We start from the raw sequence: 16,129 nt of genomic DNA on the forward strand, positions 1-16,129 counted from the left end.
CTGGCTGGACGCCCTACTCACCCATCAGCTTCTTACGCAGGCGCTCGTCCTTTGCCAGGACTTCATCACGCATATTGGCCTGGTAGTTCTCCATCGCCACAATGAGCTCCGGGTAACCAGCGGAGAGAATACGCACAGCTAGCAGGCCAGCATTCTTAGCGCCGCCTACGCCGACGGTTGCCACCGGAACGCCGCCCGGCATCTGAACAATCGACAGCAGCGAGTCGACACCCTCCAGGTTCTCGAGTGCACGTGGCACTCCGATAACCGGCAAAGGAGTGGCTGAGGCAACCATGCCCGGCAGGTGCGCAGCACCACCGGCGCCAGCAATGATGCAGCGCAAGCCCTTGTCAGCTGCGGACTTTGCGTAATCAATCATGCGTTCCGGAGTGCGGTGTGCAGAGACCACGCCTACCTCAAACGGGATTCCGAACTCAGCCAGTACCTCAGCGGCCGGCTCCATGGTCGGCCAATCCGAGTCCGACCCCATAATCAGACCGACCAGTGGACCGGTTGCGTTTGCCAGTTTCGGGCTTGCCACCTGGTTTGCTTCAGCCAATTTTGTCTCCTTGAGATAGCAATCTAGTTTTTAACAGCGCTGGTTTTAACCGGCGCTAGTACTTACGCAACGCTAGCTTCATGCTGTGTAGCCGTCTGCCCACGCGCCATCGACGATGTAGTCGGCAGCCAAGTTGGCAATTCGACGAGTCTCCGCGATACCTTCCGGGCTCGCGTCGTAACCGCACAGGTTGACGTGGCCAAGCTTACGTCCTGGGCGCCAATCCTTGCCGTACCAGTGAATTTTCACCGATGGGAAGCGGCGCCATACCTCAGCAAAGCGCTGCGCAATTGGCACGTCCGAGGCCTCTTCGCCACCGAGCGTATTGACCATCACCGTCACCGGTGCAGTCGGGCGAGTGGAACCCAGTGGCATGTCAGCAACTGCACGCAGGTGCTGCTCAAACTGGCTCGTCTCACAGCCGTCCTGCGACCAGTGGCCAGTGTTGTGCGGGCGCATCGCCAACTCGTTGACGTAGATCTCCGGATTGCCATTGGCATCGACGGTCTCGAACAGCTCAACTGCCAGCGCACCGGTTACTCCCAACTCGGAAGCGATGGTCACACTGAGTTTTTCGGCCGCGCTCGCAAGCTCGTCGGAAAGCCCCGGCGCCGGGCAGATTGCCTCAACACAGATGCCGTCACGCTGCACAGACTCGAGGACTGGCCAGGCCTTGACCTCACCCGACGGTGTGCGGGCACACATGGCCGACAGCTCGCGAACCAGCGCGACCTTCCGCTCGGCCAGCAGCGGCACGTCCTTGCCCAACAGTTCGTCGACAAGCGTGCGCAGATCCTCGCGGTCTTTCGGGAACCACACGCCGTGACCGTCGTAGCCGCCACGGCGGGCCTTCAGGCAGACGGCGCCATCAACGCGGTCGAAGAAAGCCTCGGCATCCTGGACGGACTCGATAGCAGCGTAGGCAGGTACCGGAGCGCCCAGTTCCTCCAGGCGCTGGCGCATCAGCAGCTTATCCTGCGCGTACAGCAACGCTGAAGGCTGAGGCTGAACCGAGTAGCCCATCTCGGTCAGCTTGTTGAGGAATTCGGTGGGAACGTGCTCATGGTCGAAAGTCACGGACTGCGCACCAGCGGCAGTGCGTTCAACGTCCTCCCAGACGTGGTAGTCGCCGATGATAACGTCCGCACACACCTGCGCTGCGGAAGAATCCGGCGAACCGGCAAGCAAACGGATGGACTGTCCCAGTTCGATGGCCTCAGTCTGCATCATGCGAGCCAGCTGACCGTCACCAATCACCGCCACAACCGGCACGCCATCAGCATGCGCGGGGTGCTGTGCAGCAGTTAGCGCTGCAGCGGAATCAGAAGTGGAATCAGTGGAGTTTTCAGGGGTATCCGAAGCAATCACACCCCTGATTGTAGGTTATGACCCGAAATTCTAAGTCAACCGGGAGACCAACTTAGCCACCTTACGAGAGCTGGGAATATCTTCTACAGCCAGCGGCGGGCCGAAACTGCGTGTCTGCAGATACAACACGCCGCCCTTGCGATTGACCGCACGCACCGAACGCAGATCAATCGAGACCACCTGCGGACGCACAATGCCGCGGCGCAGAATAATCCGCCTATCAGTCAGCACAAACCGCTCCCCCAGCCAAGCTAGTACCGGACGAACAACGCGCCAGAGAATAAGCCCCAGCCACGCAAATAGCAGCAGCTGACGCACACCCTGTAAATCTCCCGGAGCAATCGCGGGGCCGTCGATAAAGCCAATCAGCAACCAGCAGACGCCGGTGATAACCATGAGCTCCAAGAGCGGCCACACCAGCCGACCAAAAGTTGGATTGGTGTCCAGCAGAATTGCCTCGCGCGTGTCCAACTCATCATCGGGAAAGGCCATACAGCACTACCTCCGGTCCGAGTCAGTCTGTGGGGATGCATAGCCGCCATCAGTGGCACGAACATGAAACACGTCACCGGCCGCAACAAAGTGACTTGTGCCAGCTTCGTCGGTGACAATCAATTCGCCGTCGGCACGCACACCAACCGCCTTGCCCACCAGCACGCGATCCCCCGGCAACTCCACGCGCACGTTCGAGCCGATGGTCGCGCACACCGCCTCGTAGTCCCGCAGCAACTCAGTATCACCCTTTCGCCACTGTGCTTGACGACGACCCAGCGCTCGCAGCACACCAGCGGAGATGTCGGCGCGGTCCAGATTGTCTGCACCCGCCATGTATAGCGAAGTGGCGTGTGGCACGGGCAACTCGTCTTCCTGCAGAGAAACATTGATGCCGATTCCTGGAATGAGAGCTGGTGGCGTCAGCGAAGCAGCCTCTACCAGAATTCCGCAGAGCTTACGACCGTCAACGAGGACATCGTTCGGCCACTTCAGGGCAACGCGTTCAGGCGCCAGACCCGCGACCTCTACGACAGCATCGACGACTGCGAGACCTGCGACTAAGGGCAAGAGCCCCAACTGTTCCAGTGCGAGCCCTTCCGGACGCAGCAGCGCGCTGAGCGCAATAGACGCACCCTTCGGGGCCGTCCAACTACGGCTCAGTCGACCGCGACCTGCGGTCTGCTCCGAGGCGATGAGCGCACAGAGATCTGCCGCCTGTCCAAGTGCCACCTGCTTCCGAAGATCGGCATTGGTCGAACCAGTGGTTTCGACAACCTCAATGGAACTCCAGCCCGGCGCGGCTGCGCGCACACGCGCGGCATCAAGAGGCTTGCGGGAAGCAACAATTCGAGGGTCGGTCATGCACAGCAGTCTAGCGCTATGGCCGGATTCAGCGCGTCGAGGCCTTTCTCAAGGGGACGACAGCGTGAGAATCATCACAGCTCGCCCGCTTTACTATTTTCCTTCTCAAACACTACATTCCATAACATGACTATTTCCTCACGTTTGGCGGTGGGGCAACACACCACCGCTTCTCTCAACGAAGACCTGCGACGCCGACGCACTGCCGCACTGACTCCAATGGGGTCGCGAGGCTACGACAAGCTCAAACTGACTGAACGCATGAATGCCCGCGAGCGCATTGACTACCTGCTGGACGAAGGGTCTTTTGTCGAATTCGATGCGCTAGCACGCCACCGCACTACCGCATTTGGAATGGAAGCCAAACGCCCCGTGACGGACGGAATTATCACCGGTTGGGGAACCATAGACGGCCGCGAGGTCTGCATCTTTTCTCAGGACGGCACAATCTTCGGTGGTGCACTCGGAGAGGTCTACGGCGAAAAGATGGTCAAGATCCAGGACCTTGCCATCACTACCGGCCGTCCTCTTATTGGCATGTACGAAGGTGCCGGCGCCCGCATCCAAGATGGCGCAGTCTCACTGGACTTTATTGCCCAGACGTTCCACCACAACGTTCGTGCCAGCGGCGTCATTCCGCAGATTTCAGTCATTTTTGGCGCCTGCGCAGGCGGAAATGCCTACTCTCCAGCACTGACGGACTTCGTTGTCATGGTGGAGGAAAGCTCCCGCATGTTTGTCACCGGCCCTGACGTAATTGAAACGGTCACTGGCGAAAAAATCAGCCAGCACGAGCTTGGCGGCGCCGACACACATATGGAAATCGCCGGAAACTCCCACTACACCGCCACTAGCGAGCAGGATGGACTCGACTGGGTCTGCGATTTGCTCGACTACCTCCCCAACAACACAACCTCCCCCGCGCCCAGCTGGGATTCCGATGCCAGTTACGAAATCACTGACACCGACCGCACCCTTGACAGCCTCATTCCCGACAGCCCATCCACGCCGTACGACGTACATGAAGTTATCTACGCGCTTTGCGACGATGCGGAGTTCCTGGAAATCCAGGAAAACCGGGCAGCCAATGTCGTGATTGGCCTTGGCCGTCTCAACGGTCAATCTGTTGGGTTTGTCGCTAATCAGCCCATGGAATTTGCGGGCTGCCTAGATATCGATGCAGCGGAGAAGGCTGCTCGATTCGTCCGAACCTGCGATTGTTTCAACATTCCACTTGTCTTTCTCGTAGACGTACCGGGCTTTCTCCCCGGTTCGAATCAAGAACACCAGGGAATTCTGCGCCGTGGCGCCAAATTGCTCTATGCGTATGCAGAAGCAACCGTTCCTAAAATCACCGTCACCATGCGCAAAGCCTATGGCGGCGCGTATTGCGTGATGGGATCAAAGGGGCTCGGCGCGGATGTAAATCTGGCTTGGCCGACGGCACAGATCGCCGTGATGGGCGCCTCTGGTGCAGTACGCTTCCTCCACCGCGCCGAGATTCGAACCGCCACCGAAGCAGCTCTCGCAGCAGACCCAGCGGCCGATCGATTTGGCACTCCCGAGAGTGTGAAAGAACTCATTGCTGAACTGGAAATGGGGTACGAGCAACACATGCTCACGCCTTATCGTGCCGCCGAACGGGGGTTAATTGATGAAGTCATCCTCCCCTCCGAGACACGAACTCGGGTGATAAAAAATCTGCGCCTTCTAACTTCAAAGAAAGTACCCTGGCCTGCGCGCAAGCACGGCAATATTCCACTGTAAGAGCAGGCTTTTTGCTGAACAACGAGCTAGTCATTACCCCTACTTTTGTTAACAGCGATTGCCCCCAACTACCTCCCCCCGTTTTCGAAACGTAAACTAGTTGGCATGACGACTGCCGCAAATACACAAACCGGTGAAACCCCGGATTTGACCACTACTGCTGGAAAACTGGCCGATCTGCGCGCTCGCCTCGCAGAGACCCAGGCCCCGATGGGCCAGGCCGGTATTGACCGCGTCCACGACAAGGGCAAGATGACCGCTCGTGAACGCATCGAGTTCCTCTTGGACGAGGGCTCGTTCGTGGAGGTTGACGCTCTCGCACGTCACCGCTCCAAGAACTTCGGCCTCGATGCCAAGCGCCCTGTCACCGATGGCGTTGTGACCGGTTACGGCACCATCGATGGCCGCCAGGTCTGTGTCTTCTCGCAGGACGGTGCCATCTTCGGTGGCGCACTCGGTGAGGTCTACGGTGAAAAGATTGTCAAGATCATGGATTTGGCAATCAAGACCGGTGTCCCGATTATCGGCATCAACGAGGGTGCTGGCGCCCGCATCCAGGAGGGCGTTGTTTCCCTCGGCCTCTACTCCCAGATCTTCTTCCGGAACACCCAGGCTTCTGGCGTTATCCCACAGATTTCCCTGATCATGGGTGCCTGCGCTGGTGGCCACGTCTACTCCCCGGCTCTGACCGACTTCATTGTCATGGTCGATGGCACTTCCAAGATGTTCATCACCGGCCCGGACGTTATTAAGACCGTCACTGGCGAAGAGGTCACACAGGACGAGCTGGGTGGCGCTGGCACTCACATGAGCACCTCCGGTACTTCGCACTACACCGCTGCTGATGACGAAGACGCTCTGACATTCGTTCAGGAATTGGTCAGCTACCTGCCGTCCAACAACCGCGCTGAGGCTCCTCGCATGGAGGCTGAGCCGTTCGAGGGCTCCATCGCTGACAACATCACTGAGACTGACCTTGAGCTCGATACGCTGATTCCGGACTCCCCGAACCAGCCGTACGACATCAAGGATGTCATTACCCGCCTGGTCGATGACGAAGACTTCCTGGAGATTCAGGAAGACTACGCACAGAACGTGGTCATCGGCTTCGGTCGCGTGGAGGGCCGCTCGGTCGGTTTCGTTGCCAACCAGCCGATTCAGTTCGCTGGCTGCCTCGACATCAAGGCATCCGAGAAGGCGGCTCGCTTCGTCCGCACCTGTGATGCCTTCAACATTCCGATCATCATGCTGGTTGACGTCCCAGGCTTCCTGCCGGGCACCAACCAGGAGTTCGACGGCATCATCCGCCGTGGCGCCAAGCTGCTGTACGCATACGCTGAGGCCACGGTTCCGAAGATTACCGTCATTACCCGCAAGGCTTACGGCGGAGCTTACTGTGTGATGGGCTCCAAGGATATGGGCGCTGACATCAACCTGGCATGGCCGACCGCTCAGATTGCGGTCATGGGTGCTTCCGGCGCTGTCGGCTTCATCTACCGCAAGGAGCTCAAGGCTGCTGCAGCTGAGGGCAAGGATGTCGTCGCACTGCAGAAGGAGTACGAGGCAGAGTACGAGGCCACCCTGGTTAACCCGTACATGGCTGCTGAGCGCGGCTTCATCGACGCCGTTATCCCGCCGAGCGAGACCCGAGGCCAGATCATTGAGGGTCTGCGTCTACTGGACCGCAAGGTTGTTAACGTACCCGCCAAGAAGCATGGGAACATTCCGCTGTGACCGATTCCACGAACACCCCAGCATCCGAAGGCAAGGACGAGGCTGCAGCCCCGGCTGCACCGTTCATGTCCGTCCTCAAGGGCAACCCGTCTGACGCTGAAACTGCCACGCTCGCGCTTTTGTTCGCGGGTATGGCAGCAGCTGGCGGTGCCCCAGAGGACCGCGGCCCACGTAACAACTGGGGTCGGCTGGAAGAGGGTTTCCACCAGCCGCACCAGTACGTACCGGGCACGTTCCGCAACGTCCATTTCTACTAGTACAGCGACCGCTTACCGCGTAGTCGTTACCGCACGTTAGCTGCGTCGATTCGCTAGCGCAAAGCGCCACCATCGAGTTTTCCGGTGGTGGCGCTTTAATCATTGACATTAAGATTTAAGGCTATGAACATTAGATCACTTACCGCTGGGCTATGCGCACTGATGCTGTTCCTCGTCGGCTGCGCTGACTCCAACAATGCCGCCGATACCCACACGGATAAAACGACTGGAGGTTCGGGCAACGTCGCTAAGCGAATCGTCTCTTTATCCCCCACTGCTACCGAGACGCTCTATGAGATTGGCGCCGGCGACCAAGTTGTTGCTGTCGATTCGTTTTCCGACGTCCCGGAGAACGCACCACGCCGCGACTTCAGTGGCTTTAACCCCAACCCGGAAGCCGTGATTGCAGAGGATCCGGATTTGGTAATTGCTAGCGACGACGCAAACGGCCTTGGCGCCGCACTGGATGCTGTCGACATTGAGTTGCTGCTCCTGCCCGCTGCCACAACTTTTGAGCAGGCATACGATCAGATTGAGCAGGTTGGTGAACGCACCGGCCATGCTGATAATGCAGAGAAGCTGGTCGGCCGAATGAAAAAAGAGATTGAGGCCACTGTCGACAGCGTTGATTCGGATATTCGTGATGCGGGGCTGAGTTACTTCCACGAAGCGGATTCGACACTATACAGCGCCGGTGATGCCACCTTCATCGGACAGGCATACGCGTTATTTGGCCTGAAATCCGTCGCTGGTCCGGGTGATGATTACCCACAGCTGACAAATGAGGCAATCATTCAGGCAAATCCGGATTTCATTTTCCTAGCCGACCATGGTGATGCCGGTGGCGTGACCGAGAAAGACGTTGCCACTCGACCTGGCTGGAACGAGATTGCTGCGGTGAAGAACAAGCAAATCATTCCGCTAGATCCAAATCTAGCCAGCCGCTGGGGGCCGCGGCTTCCACAGCTCATTCAGGACATTGCCGCGGCATTGAAGGCGTACCAGCAGGTGCCGGTACCGGCTCAGTAGCGAGACAGTAGCGAGGAATTGTTGTCATTCATTCCCAAAGGCACCGTGCCTATTGCCCTTACCGCAATTGCCTTAGCGGCAACACTTGTGCTGGGCGTGTTCATCGGTGCCGCGCCCCTGCCGATAGCGGGTGTCTTTCACGCGCTCTCTGGTGGCCTCATCGGCGGGGATGAGGCTGCGCTGGCTGCTCGAGAGTCGGCAATCCTCTTTAATGTGCGACTTCCCCGCGTAGTGATGGCTGCCCTAGTCGGCGCGGCGCTGGCCACAGCCGGTGCGGCTTACCAGGCGGTGTTCCGCAATCCGCTGGCGGACCCATACCTTCTCGGCATCTCTTCCGGCGCCTCCCTGGCCGTGACGGTTGCAATCCTCTTCGGCGTGGCTGCCGCAGCAATCCCGCTAATCGGCTTCCTCGGAGGCGCTCTTGCAGTAGCGGTCACTTACATAGCGGGCACGTCGCTGGGTGACCGTTCCTCCCCAGTTACTGTCATCTTGGCAGGTGTGGCGGTAGCTGCCTTTGCCAACGCAATGCAGCAGTTTCTACTGCAGCGCAACGAAGATTCCCTCCGACAGGTATACGGCTGGATGCTCGGTCAACTCGGTACCGCGACGTGGAAATCCGTACTTACGGTGGCGCTACCGATTGCACTGGGGGTGTGCGTCATCGTCGCGTCGTCACGCAGCCTTGATGTGTTGAGCGTCGGCGATTCCGAGGCGGCGTCGCTCGGGCTGAATGTGGAGCTTGTGCGCGTGGTAATGGTCTGCGCTGCTACTCTGATTACCGCCGCTGCGGTGAGCGTGTCCGGACTGATTGGGTTTGTGGGAATCATCGTGCCACACACTTTGCGGCTTCTCGTCGGCCCCGGGCACCGCCTGTTGCTGCCCCTAGTCGTTCTTGTCGGCGCGATGTTCCTACAGTTCGCGGACATCATCGGCCGAACTGCACTGGCACCCGCGGAGGTCCCGGTGGGCGTAGTTACCGCTGCAATTGGTGGACCGTTTTTCCTCTTTTTACTGCGCCGGTATGGCAAGTCGAGGGGACGCTCATGACGCTTTTTCTAAACTGCCAGCACGTCGAATTCCGCTACCCCGGTGCCGACGCCCCATCGCTGCGAGACATTTCACTGTCGGTCCACAAGGGCGAGTGGCTAAGCCTTATTGGCCCGAACGGTTGCGGCAAATCCACCCTGCTGCGCTGCATCGCCGGACTCAACCGCTGTCGCGGCGATATCGAAATCGCAGGTATTCGCCCACGAAATACTCCACGCCGCAAGCTCGCTCAGAAAATCGCACTCATGCCGCAGCGCCCCATCATTCCGGAAGGCCTACGGATCCGCGACTACATCGCTCTCGGCCGAACTCCGTATCGCGGTCGCGACGGTGGAGTCGTCGATGCGGTGATGTCTCGTCTGAATCTCGCGGCTTACGCGCAGCGCACGCTTAACGACGTCTCGGGCGGCGAACTCCAACGAGTAGTGCTAGCACGCGCCCTGGCACAGGAACCTGAGGTCCTGCTTCTCGATGAACCCACTTCCGCCCTGGATATCGGCATGGCACAACAGGTGATGGAACTGGTCGATGATATCCGCCACGAATCTGGGTTGACGGTTATTGCGGCTGTGCACGATCTGACTTTGGCGGGCCAGTACAGCGACCGTATTGCGCTGCTGTCCGCCGGCCGGTTGGTGTGCTCTGGCACCCCTGGTGAGGTTTTGACAGAAGCCACAATCGAGGAGGTCTACGGGGCATCCGTACAGGTAGCAGAATTGGGCGCTCCGGCTGTGATTCCACAGCGCCCATCGTGGCAGCGGCCAGTACAGGGCCGCGAGTCCACCTAGTACTGGTCCGGTCCACCTAGTACTGGTCAGTTCTCGGCCTGACCACCTGCAGCATCTCCATCAAACTCGTCATCGAGCTCCCGGTCCAGCCGGCGCTGATCGCGGTTACGAGCTGCTGGCCACACCACTTTGAACAGGAAATAGACAAAAGCCAGGCCAACAACAGCGCCTCCCACAGCGCCAGCGATGGATCCCCACAATTCCGATAGCTTTCCGCCAGTGCCTGCATCAGAGAGCATTTGCGCTCTGATAAAACCAATCAGCCACAGTCCAATAACGGCTATGGTTGCTGCAATCTCCCCTTTTGTAAGACCATTGATCTTTGGCATCGGCACTTGACGCCGCAACCACCGCTGCGAAAACACGAGTCCGACCAGTGGCATCAAGATAATTGCCACTGTCACGGCCGCCATCTCGGTCTCTGGAATGAGCCAAATCAGTACCGTTGCAAGCACGTAGTTTGCCCACATTGTCATTGTGAACCCGTACGTGTAGGACTTATGCAGCAACATCTGCTGATATTCATCGTCCACAGTGGCCTCACTGCGTTCAATTACGACATCTGCGTAAGACATTGTCAGTTTCCTTCCTCACCAAAGATTTCTTCGACTGTTTTTCCAAGCACCCTGCAGATTCTCAACGCCAAATACACCGAGGGCGAGTAATTTCCCCGCTCGATATTTGCGATTGTTTGCCGCGAGACCTCTACCTGAGCAGCTAAGTCCGCTTGGCTCAGCTCTAACCAGCGGCGATATCTCCTGACCTGGTTCGAACGACTTTCCCCACTCATCTGTGAACTTTCTTTAACCTTATGTAAAGTTTACTATACATCTTTGCGGGCGGACCGTCACTGAAAGCGGGCGGACCGTCACCGAAACGCCCACATTCTTACAATCAGTCACACCCCATGCATGTTTGCCATAAAAATTAGGCTTTTATGATTCCCCTCATTAAAATCAAAAGCCATGAGCAGCCCCCGAATCGTCTTGGCTTCCACTTCCCCTTCGCGACTGCACATTCTGCGCTCTGCAGGCATCGAGCCCATCACAGTAGCGCCCAACGTCGACGAGGATGCCGTGATTACAGCCCTTCCGGACGCATCGCCGGTACGCATCGTCGAGGAACTCGCACAGGCCAAGGCACACGCTGTCTCCCCGGCCTACCCCAATGACATTGTCATTGGCGGGGATTCAATGCTGCTTCTCGACGGAAAGTTGCAGGGCAAGCCCCACACGGAAGAAAAGACCATTGAGCGTTGGCACCAACAGAGTGGCCGGACGGCTGAGCTGATTACCGGTCACTGTGTCGTGACACCAAAGGGCGAGCACCTTGAGGTGGCGATTACTTCCCTAGATTTCGCTGAAGTCCCAGAAGAGGACATCCGTGCCTATGCTGCGACGGGCGAGCCGCTGAAGTGCGCTGGCGCGTTTACATTGGAGGCTCTAGGCGGCTGGTTTGTCGATGGCATCAACGGCGACTCATCCAGTGTGATTGGACTGTCGCTACCTGTCGTGCGCCGAGCTCTGTATCGCTACGGCTATTCGGTCTCACAGTTCTGGAACCGGTAGGCATCGCAAGGGCCGTCGTAAAGCAAAAACCGCACCAAATTGGTGCGGCTTTCTTAGCTGTGGAGACTACTTGTTAGCAGCCTCAACGCGCTTGATGGCCTCCTGAGCAACGAGCTCCTGGATACCCATATCCAGCTCGGAGGTGAAGCCAACGCAGGAACAGTTAATCTCGCCGAGAACGTAAGTGTCCTCGCCGTCCTCGCCGTCTGCCAGCATGAAATCAGCTGTCCAGATCAGCGGGATATTGTCACCACCGAGGTTCTCGGCAATGACGGGACGAGCCTCAGCAAACATATCGATGAGGTCCTGCCATTCTTCCGGCTTGTTGTAGGTGTACTTCGCGCCAGAGAACAAGGTTGCGGAGAAAGCGTCGCCGCCCTCGGCCGGCTTCTTGTGAACCACGAAGACCGGGTGCGGACCGACCAGCAGAATGCGAATTTCGCCTTCGGTGATGCGCGGCATGAAGCGCATGTCCACGAGCATGCCGTTATCGCCGATGATGTACTGGTCACAGAAATCCATGAACTCGCCAAGCTCGCGAGTCTCAGTGTGATTGTCCACGGCCTCGGTGCACTTCAGCTTGGTATTCAACGGCAGCGGGGTGCCCGGCTCAACGTTCTTAGCAACTTCTTCATCAGCGATGCGCACACGCCAGATACCAGATCCGGTGGAGCCACGGTTCTGCTTCAGGACGCGCTCGCCGTAGGACAGGGAGGTCGGGAAAGTGCTGTGGAATGCCTCGACGTCGTAGTAAGCAGCGGTGTCAGACGGAACCAGGTCAGTGTCCTTGAGCTTGACCAGTGCGTCCTTTGCGCCGTAGGCCATCATCTCGCCCGGGGTGGACATGCCAACCAAACCAGCGACCGAGAGACTGGTCAGAAGCTCGAAGTAGCCCTTCTCACCACCCGGGATGTTGCCCGGGTTAACGCGGGAAATGTAGCCGTCGAAGTTCTGAGAGACGTAATCGTACAGGTCGTCCTTCCACTCCGGTCGGTAGTAGACGACCTCAGCGGACCAACCGGCTTCGCGGATAGCGTTGACGATTGGCATGGTGTCCTTGCGGTGTCCGTCGAAGTACTTGTCCGAGCCGCCCTCGATCTCGAATACAACAATGTTCTTGTGCACAGGCACTCCTTTTAAGAAAATACATGGACTTCCGGCACTCAATTGTCTCCGCAACGCAGCGAATACCCAGGCAGATAACCCGTTTCAGCCCATTTTCCAGTGATACGAATCAACACAGTTTTTGCGCTAACTCTCAGCTAAATTTTAGGACACTACCTGGCCTCCAAGCGCGCTGAAAACACTCCTTTTACCCCCAACTGTGAGGCGTATCCCAGGGGTGGCCGCGGACGTAATTGTTGCCGTCGGAAAGCGCTCACACCGGGGACTATTCCGCCGTTCGCAGCGCGACCCGTAAACTAGATATGCAATTGACGATAAACGTCAGAAAGTCCCACCCATCCCAACTTGCGCCAAGGGAGTATCCGATGGCTGTTCCGCACGACCCGCACCCCCAGTTCCAGCAGTACGCCCACCCTGAGCGCCTCGTCTCTAGCTCCTGGCTTGCTGCCCGCCTGGGCTCTCCCGGTCTGCGCGTTGTTGAATCCGACGAGGACTCGCTGCTCTACGACATTGGACATATTCCGGGCGCGGTTCGCATCGACTGGCATCACGACCTCAACGATTCCGTGCGCCGCGACTATATCGACGCCGAAGGTTTTGCCGAGCTCATGCGTGAGAAGGGTATCTCGCGCGACGACACCGTCGTGATTTACGGAGACAAGTCCAATTGGTGGGCCGCCTACACGCTCTGGGTCTTCGAGCTTTTTGGACATCCCGACGTGCGCCTGCTTAACGGTGGCCGCGATGCCTGGATGACTGAAGAACGAGACACGAGCTTCGAGGTCCCCAATTACCCACGCACTGACTACCCTGTCGTCGAACGCGACGACAGGACACTGCGCGCCTACTTCAGCGATACACGTGAGCTCATTGGAAAGGCTCCGATTATCGACGTACGCACTCCGGAGGAATATGCCGGTGCGCGAACTCACATGGTCGATTACCCACAGGAAGGCGTCCTGCGTGGCGGCCACATTCCAACCGCGGTAAACATTCCATGGAATCAGTCCGTTCACCCGAACTCGCGTTTCCGCGACCGCGAAGAGCTTGAGCAGATTTACGCGCACGTCCAATTTGAAGATGAGGCGATTGTCTACTGCCGCATCGGCGAGCGCTCCGCGCACACCTGGTTTGTACTGCACCATCTCCTCGGCCACGAGAATGTTCGCAATTACGACGGCTCGTGGGTTGAGTGGGGCAATATGATTGGCATGCCCATCGCCCGCGGTTCAGAGCCGGGAAGCCTGTAGGCGATTGACGCAACCGGTGGGCACTCCCCTCCCCGTTTTCCCAACGTCAACAACAGGCGCCACATCGGAGATTTAGCTTCCCTCTGCCGCCCCCGATTAAGGGGGTGGCAGTTGTACCCTTGAGCGGTAATTTTAATCACAAACCTAGATTTTTGTGCAGCCAATAGCCACTTCAGGCGCCCCCACGCCCACTTGAGCGCCGCTCAAGCCCACAATCTCTACCCCCTTAAGTAGCGTGCAAAAAGAGGTTGCTTACCGCACCTGTGACACAATGGAGACATTGGGTCACACGCTGTTAGCTACCGCGTGGTTAACCGCGTTGCGGTTCACCGCTCAGTTAACTGCAGTGCTGCTTGTGATTCCTACAAATGACTGTCGCAACCTTGCCCCGAGGGCCAATTCTCGGGGTGCCCACGAAAAATGGAGGATTTCGTGTCCGAGCAGACCACTGAAAAAATCACGAAGGTTCTCGTCGCCAACCGTGGCGAGATTGCCGTTCGCGTTATTCGCGCTGCGAAGGACGCTGGCATTCCTTCCGTCGCCGTTTACGCCGAGCCGGATGCGGACGCTCCTTTCGTGACCATGGCGGATGAGGCATTTGCTCTCGGTGGCACCACTTCCGCTGAGTCGTACCTAGTCTTCGACAAGATCCTGGATGCCGCAAAGAAGTCCGGCGCTAATGCCATCCACCCGGGCTACGGCTTCCTGTCGGAGAACGGCGACTTCGCTGAGGCTGTTGAGAACGCTGGCCTGATCTGGATCGGCCCGTCGCCGGAGTCCATCCGCGCCCTGGGCGACAAGGTCACCGCTCGTCACATCGCGCTGAAGGCTGACGCTCCGATGGCTCCAGGCACCAAGGAGCCGGTTAAGGATGCAGACGAGGTCGTCGCGTTCGCTAAGGAGCACGGTCTGCCGATCGCCATTAAGGCCGCTTTCGGCGGCGGCGGCCGCGGCATGAAGGTCGCACACACGATGGAAGAGGTCGCTGACCTCTACGAGTCCGCTACCCGCGAGGCCGTTGCCGCCTTCGGTCGCGGTGAGTGCTTCGTGGAGCGCTACCTGGACAAGGCACGCCACGTCGAGTGCCAGGTTCTCGCTGATAAGCACGGCAACGTTGTTGTCGCTTCCACCCGTGACTGCTCCCTGCAGCGTCGTTTCCAGAAGCTCGTCGAGGAAGCACCTGCTCCGTACCTAACCCCGGAGCAGGATGAACGTCTGCGCCAGTCCGCTAAGGACATCTGCCGTGAGGCTGGTTACTACGGCGCCGGCACCGTCGAGTACCTGGTCGGCGCTGACGGCCTGATTAACTTCCTCGAGGTCAACACCCGCCTGCAGGTGGAGCACCCGGTCACTGAAGAGGTCACCGGCATGGACCTGGTCCGCGAGCAGTTCCGCATCGCTGAGGGCAAGGAACTGTCCATCAAGGAAGACCCCGAGATGCACGGCCACGCGTTCGAGTTCCGCATCAACGGCGAGGACGCCGGCACCAACTTCATGCCGGCTCCGGGCACCATCACCAAGTACGTCGAGCCGTCCGGCCCGGGCGTCCGCATGGACACCGGCATCAAGGAGGGCGACGTCATTGGTGGCCAGTTCGACTCCATGCTGGCCAAGCTGATCGTCTGGGGCGAGAACCGTGAAGAGGCTCTGCGCCGCTCCGCTCGCGCTCTGTCCGAGTACCAGGTTGAGGGTTTGGCAACGGTCATTCCATTCCATCGCCACATTGTTGAAAACCCAGCCTTCGTCGGCGACGGCGAGAAGTTCGACGTCTACACCAAGTGGATTGAGGAGGAGTGGGATAACCCAATCGCTCCGTACGACGGCGACTCCGACGCTGACACCGACACCGTCCCAGCTCAGAAGGTTGTCGTCGAGATTGACGGCCGCCGCGTCGAGGTAGCCCTGCCGGGCGACCTGGCTCTGGGCGGCGGCAACGCAGGTGCCAAGAAGAAGAGCAAGAAGAAGCGCGCTGGCGGCTCCAAGAAGGCTGCTTCCGGTGACGCCGTGGTTGCTCCGATGCAGGGCACCGTCATCAAGGTCAACGTCGAAGAAGGCCAGGAAGTCTCCGAGGGCGACACCGTGGTTGTTCTTGAGGCCATGAAGATGGAAAACCCAGTCAAGGCTCACAAGGACGGCGTTGTCACTGGTCTGGCTACTGAGGCTGGCTCGGGTGTCGGCAAGGGCGATGTCCTGATGGAACTGAAGTAGTTCTAAAGTTCTAAGCGGGGCTGGTTGCGATGGGATTCGCAGCCAGCCCCGCTCGATTCTTTTCAGCCCCCTC

16 protein-coding genes are annotated in these 16,129 nt (G+C 58.6%); 9 read left to right on the forward strand and 7 right to left on the reverse strand.

What is annotated here, in order from left to right; all coding sequences use genetic code 11:
* Nucleotides 1–13 precede the first annotated feature (13 nt).
* The 4 genes from purE to HMPREF2708_RS10340 form a co-directional block, all read right to left on the reverse strand.
* Nucleotides 14–490 (reverse strand): 5-(carboxyamino)imidazole ribonucleotide mutase, encoded by a 477-nt coding sequence (gene purE / locus HMPREF2708_RS10325; RefSeq protein WP_042389458.1) that lies wholly within the window; start codon nucleotides 488–490, stop codon nucleotides 14–16.
* 147 nt (nucleotides 491–637) lie between these two features.
* Nucleotides 638–1,927 (reverse strand): 5-(carboxyamino)imidazole ribonucleotide synthase, encoded by a 1,290-nt coding sequence (locus tag HMPREF2708_RS10330; RefSeq protein WP_083321934.1) that lies wholly within the window; start codon nucleotides 1,925–1,927, stop codon nucleotides 638–640.
* Between the two features lie 30 nt (nucleotides 1,928–1,957).
* On the reverse strand, nucleotides 1,958–2,419 hold the full coding sequence (locus HMPREF2708_RS10335; protein WP_070834162.1) for a YdbT family protein: 462 nt from the start codon (nucleotides 2,417–2,419) through the stop codon (nucleotides 1,958–1,960).
* A gap of 6 nt (nucleotides 2,420–2,425) precedes the next feature.
* The gene (locus HMPREF2708_RS10340) at nucleotides 2,426–3,283 is read right to left on the reverse strand and encodes a biotin--[acetyl-CoA-carboxylase] ligase (RefSeq protein WP_083321935.1); all 858 of its coding nucleotides are present in this window, start codon (nucleotides 3,281–3,283) and stop codon (nucleotides 2,426–2,428) included.
* Between the two features lie 126 nt (nucleotides 3,284–3,409).
* Between HMPREF2708_RS10340 and HMPREF2708_RS10345 the strand changes: the two genes are divergently transcribed.
* From HMPREF2708_RS10345 to HMPREF2708_RS10370, 6 genes are all read left to right on the forward strand, one after another.
* Complete coding sequence (locus tag HMPREF2708_RS10345) at nucleotides 3,410–5,050, forward strand: acyl-CoA carboxylase subunit beta (RefSeq protein WP_070834163.1); 1,641 nt, start codon at nucleotides 3,410–3,412, stop codon at nucleotides 5,048–5,050.
* 105 nt (nucleotides 5,051–5,155) lie between these two features.
* Nucleotides 5,156–6,784: an acyl-CoA carboxylase subunit beta gene (locus HMPREF2708_RS10350; protein ID WP_070834164.1), complete on the forward strand. Its 1,629-nt coding sequence runs from the start codon at nucleotides 5,156–5,158 to the stop codon at nucleotides 6,782–6,784.
* On the forward strand, nucleotides 6,781–7,041 hold the full coding sequence (locus tag HMPREF2708_RS10355) for an acyl-CoA carboxylase epsilon subunit (protein ID WP_070834165.1): 261 nt from the start codon (nucleotides 6,781–6,783) through the stop codon (nucleotides 7,039–7,041). The genes HMPREF2708_RS10350 and HMPREF2708_RS10355 overlap by 4 nt, the downstream gene beginning before the upstream one ends.
* A gap of 123 nt (nucleotides 7,042–7,164) precedes the next feature.
* Entirely contained in the window at nucleotides 7,165–8,070 is a 906-nt protein-coding gene (locus tag HMPREF2708_RS10360) for an ABC transporter substrate-binding protein (protein ID WP_070834166.1), read from the forward strand.
* A 45-nt stretch (nucleotides 8,071–8,115) separates the two neighbouring features.
* Nucleotides 8,116–9,117 (forward strand): FecCD family ABC transporter permease, encoded by a 1,002-nt coding sequence (locus HMPREF2708_RS10365; protein ID WP_246840414.1) that lies wholly within the window; start codon nucleotides 8,116–8,118, stop codon nucleotides 9,115–9,117.
* Nucleotides 9,114–9,905: an ABC transporter ATP-binding protein gene (locus HMPREF2708_RS10370; RefSeq protein ID WP_070834168.1), complete on the forward strand. Its 792-nt coding sequence runs from the start codon at nucleotides 9,114–9,116 to the stop codon at nucleotides 9,903–9,905. Before HMPREF2708_RS10365 ends, HMPREF2708_RS10370 begins: the two co-directional genes overlap by 4 nt.
* A 26-nt stretch (nucleotides 9,906–9,931) precedes the next feature.
* Here the strand turns inward: HMPREF2708_RS10370 and HMPREF2708_RS10375 are convergent, their stop codons facing one another.
* A complete protein-coding gene (locus tag HMPREF2708_RS10375) occupies nucleotides 9,932–10,480 on the reverse strand; it encodes a hypothetical protein (RefSeq protein WP_070834169.1) in 549 nt (182 codons plus the stop codon).
* 2 nt (nucleotides 10,481–10,482) lie between these two features.
* On the reverse strand, nucleotides 10,483–10,695 hold the full coding sequence (locus tag HMPREF2708_RS10380) for a helix-turn-helix transcriptional regulator (RefSeq protein ID WP_040361723.1): 213 nt from the start codon (nucleotides 10,693–10,695) through the stop codon (nucleotides 10,483–10,485).
* 175 nt (nucleotides 10,696–10,870) lie between these two features.
* On the opposite strand from HMPREF2708_RS10380, the gene HMPREF2708_RS10385 reads away from it, so the two are divergent.
* Nucleotides 10,871–11,473: a Maf family protein gene (locus tag HMPREF2708_RS10385; protein ID WP_070834170.1), complete on the forward strand. Its 603-nt coding sequence runs from the start codon at nucleotides 10,871–10,873 to the stop codon at nucleotides 11,471–11,473.
* Nucleotides 11,474–11,539: 66 nt separating this feature from the next.
* On the opposite strand, the gene HMPREF2708_RS10390 is transcribed toward HMPREF2708_RS10385, so the two are convergent.
* Nucleotides 11,540–12,598: a Cj0069 family protein gene (locus tag HMPREF2708_RS10390; RefSeq protein WP_070834171.1), complete on the reverse strand. Its 1,059-nt coding sequence runs from the start codon at nucleotides 12,596–12,598 to the stop codon at nucleotides 11,540–11,542.
* Nucleotides 12,599–12,963: 365 nt separating this feature from the next.
* Between HMPREF2708_RS10390 and HMPREF2708_RS10395 the strand changes: the two genes are divergently transcribed.
* Together HMPREF2708_RS10395 and HMPREF2708_RS10400 are read left to right on the forward strand one after the other, a co-directional pair.
* Nucleotides 12,964–13,848: a sulfurtransferase gene (locus tag HMPREF2708_RS10395; RefSeq protein ID WP_070834172.1), complete on the forward strand. Its 885-nt coding sequence runs from the start codon at nucleotides 12,964–12,966 to the stop codon at nucleotides 13,846–13,848.
* 420 nt (nucleotides 13,849–14,268) lie between these two features.
* Nucleotides 14,269–16,056, forward strand: a complete 1,788-nt coding sequence (locus HMPREF2708_RS10400; RefSeq protein WP_070834173.1) for an acetyl/propionyl/methylcrotonyl-CoA carboxylase subunit alpha — start codon at nucleotides 14,269–14,271, stop codon at nucleotides 16,054–16,056.
* The last annotated feature ends 73 nt before the right edge of the window (nucleotides 16,057–16,129 follow it).

It is taken from the genome of Corynebacterium sp. HMSC073H12 (genome assembly GCF_001837775.1).
Taxonomy (GTDB): Bacteria; Actinomycetota; Actinomycetes; order Mycobacteriales; family Mycobacteriaceae; genus Corynebacterium; species Corynebacterium amycolatum.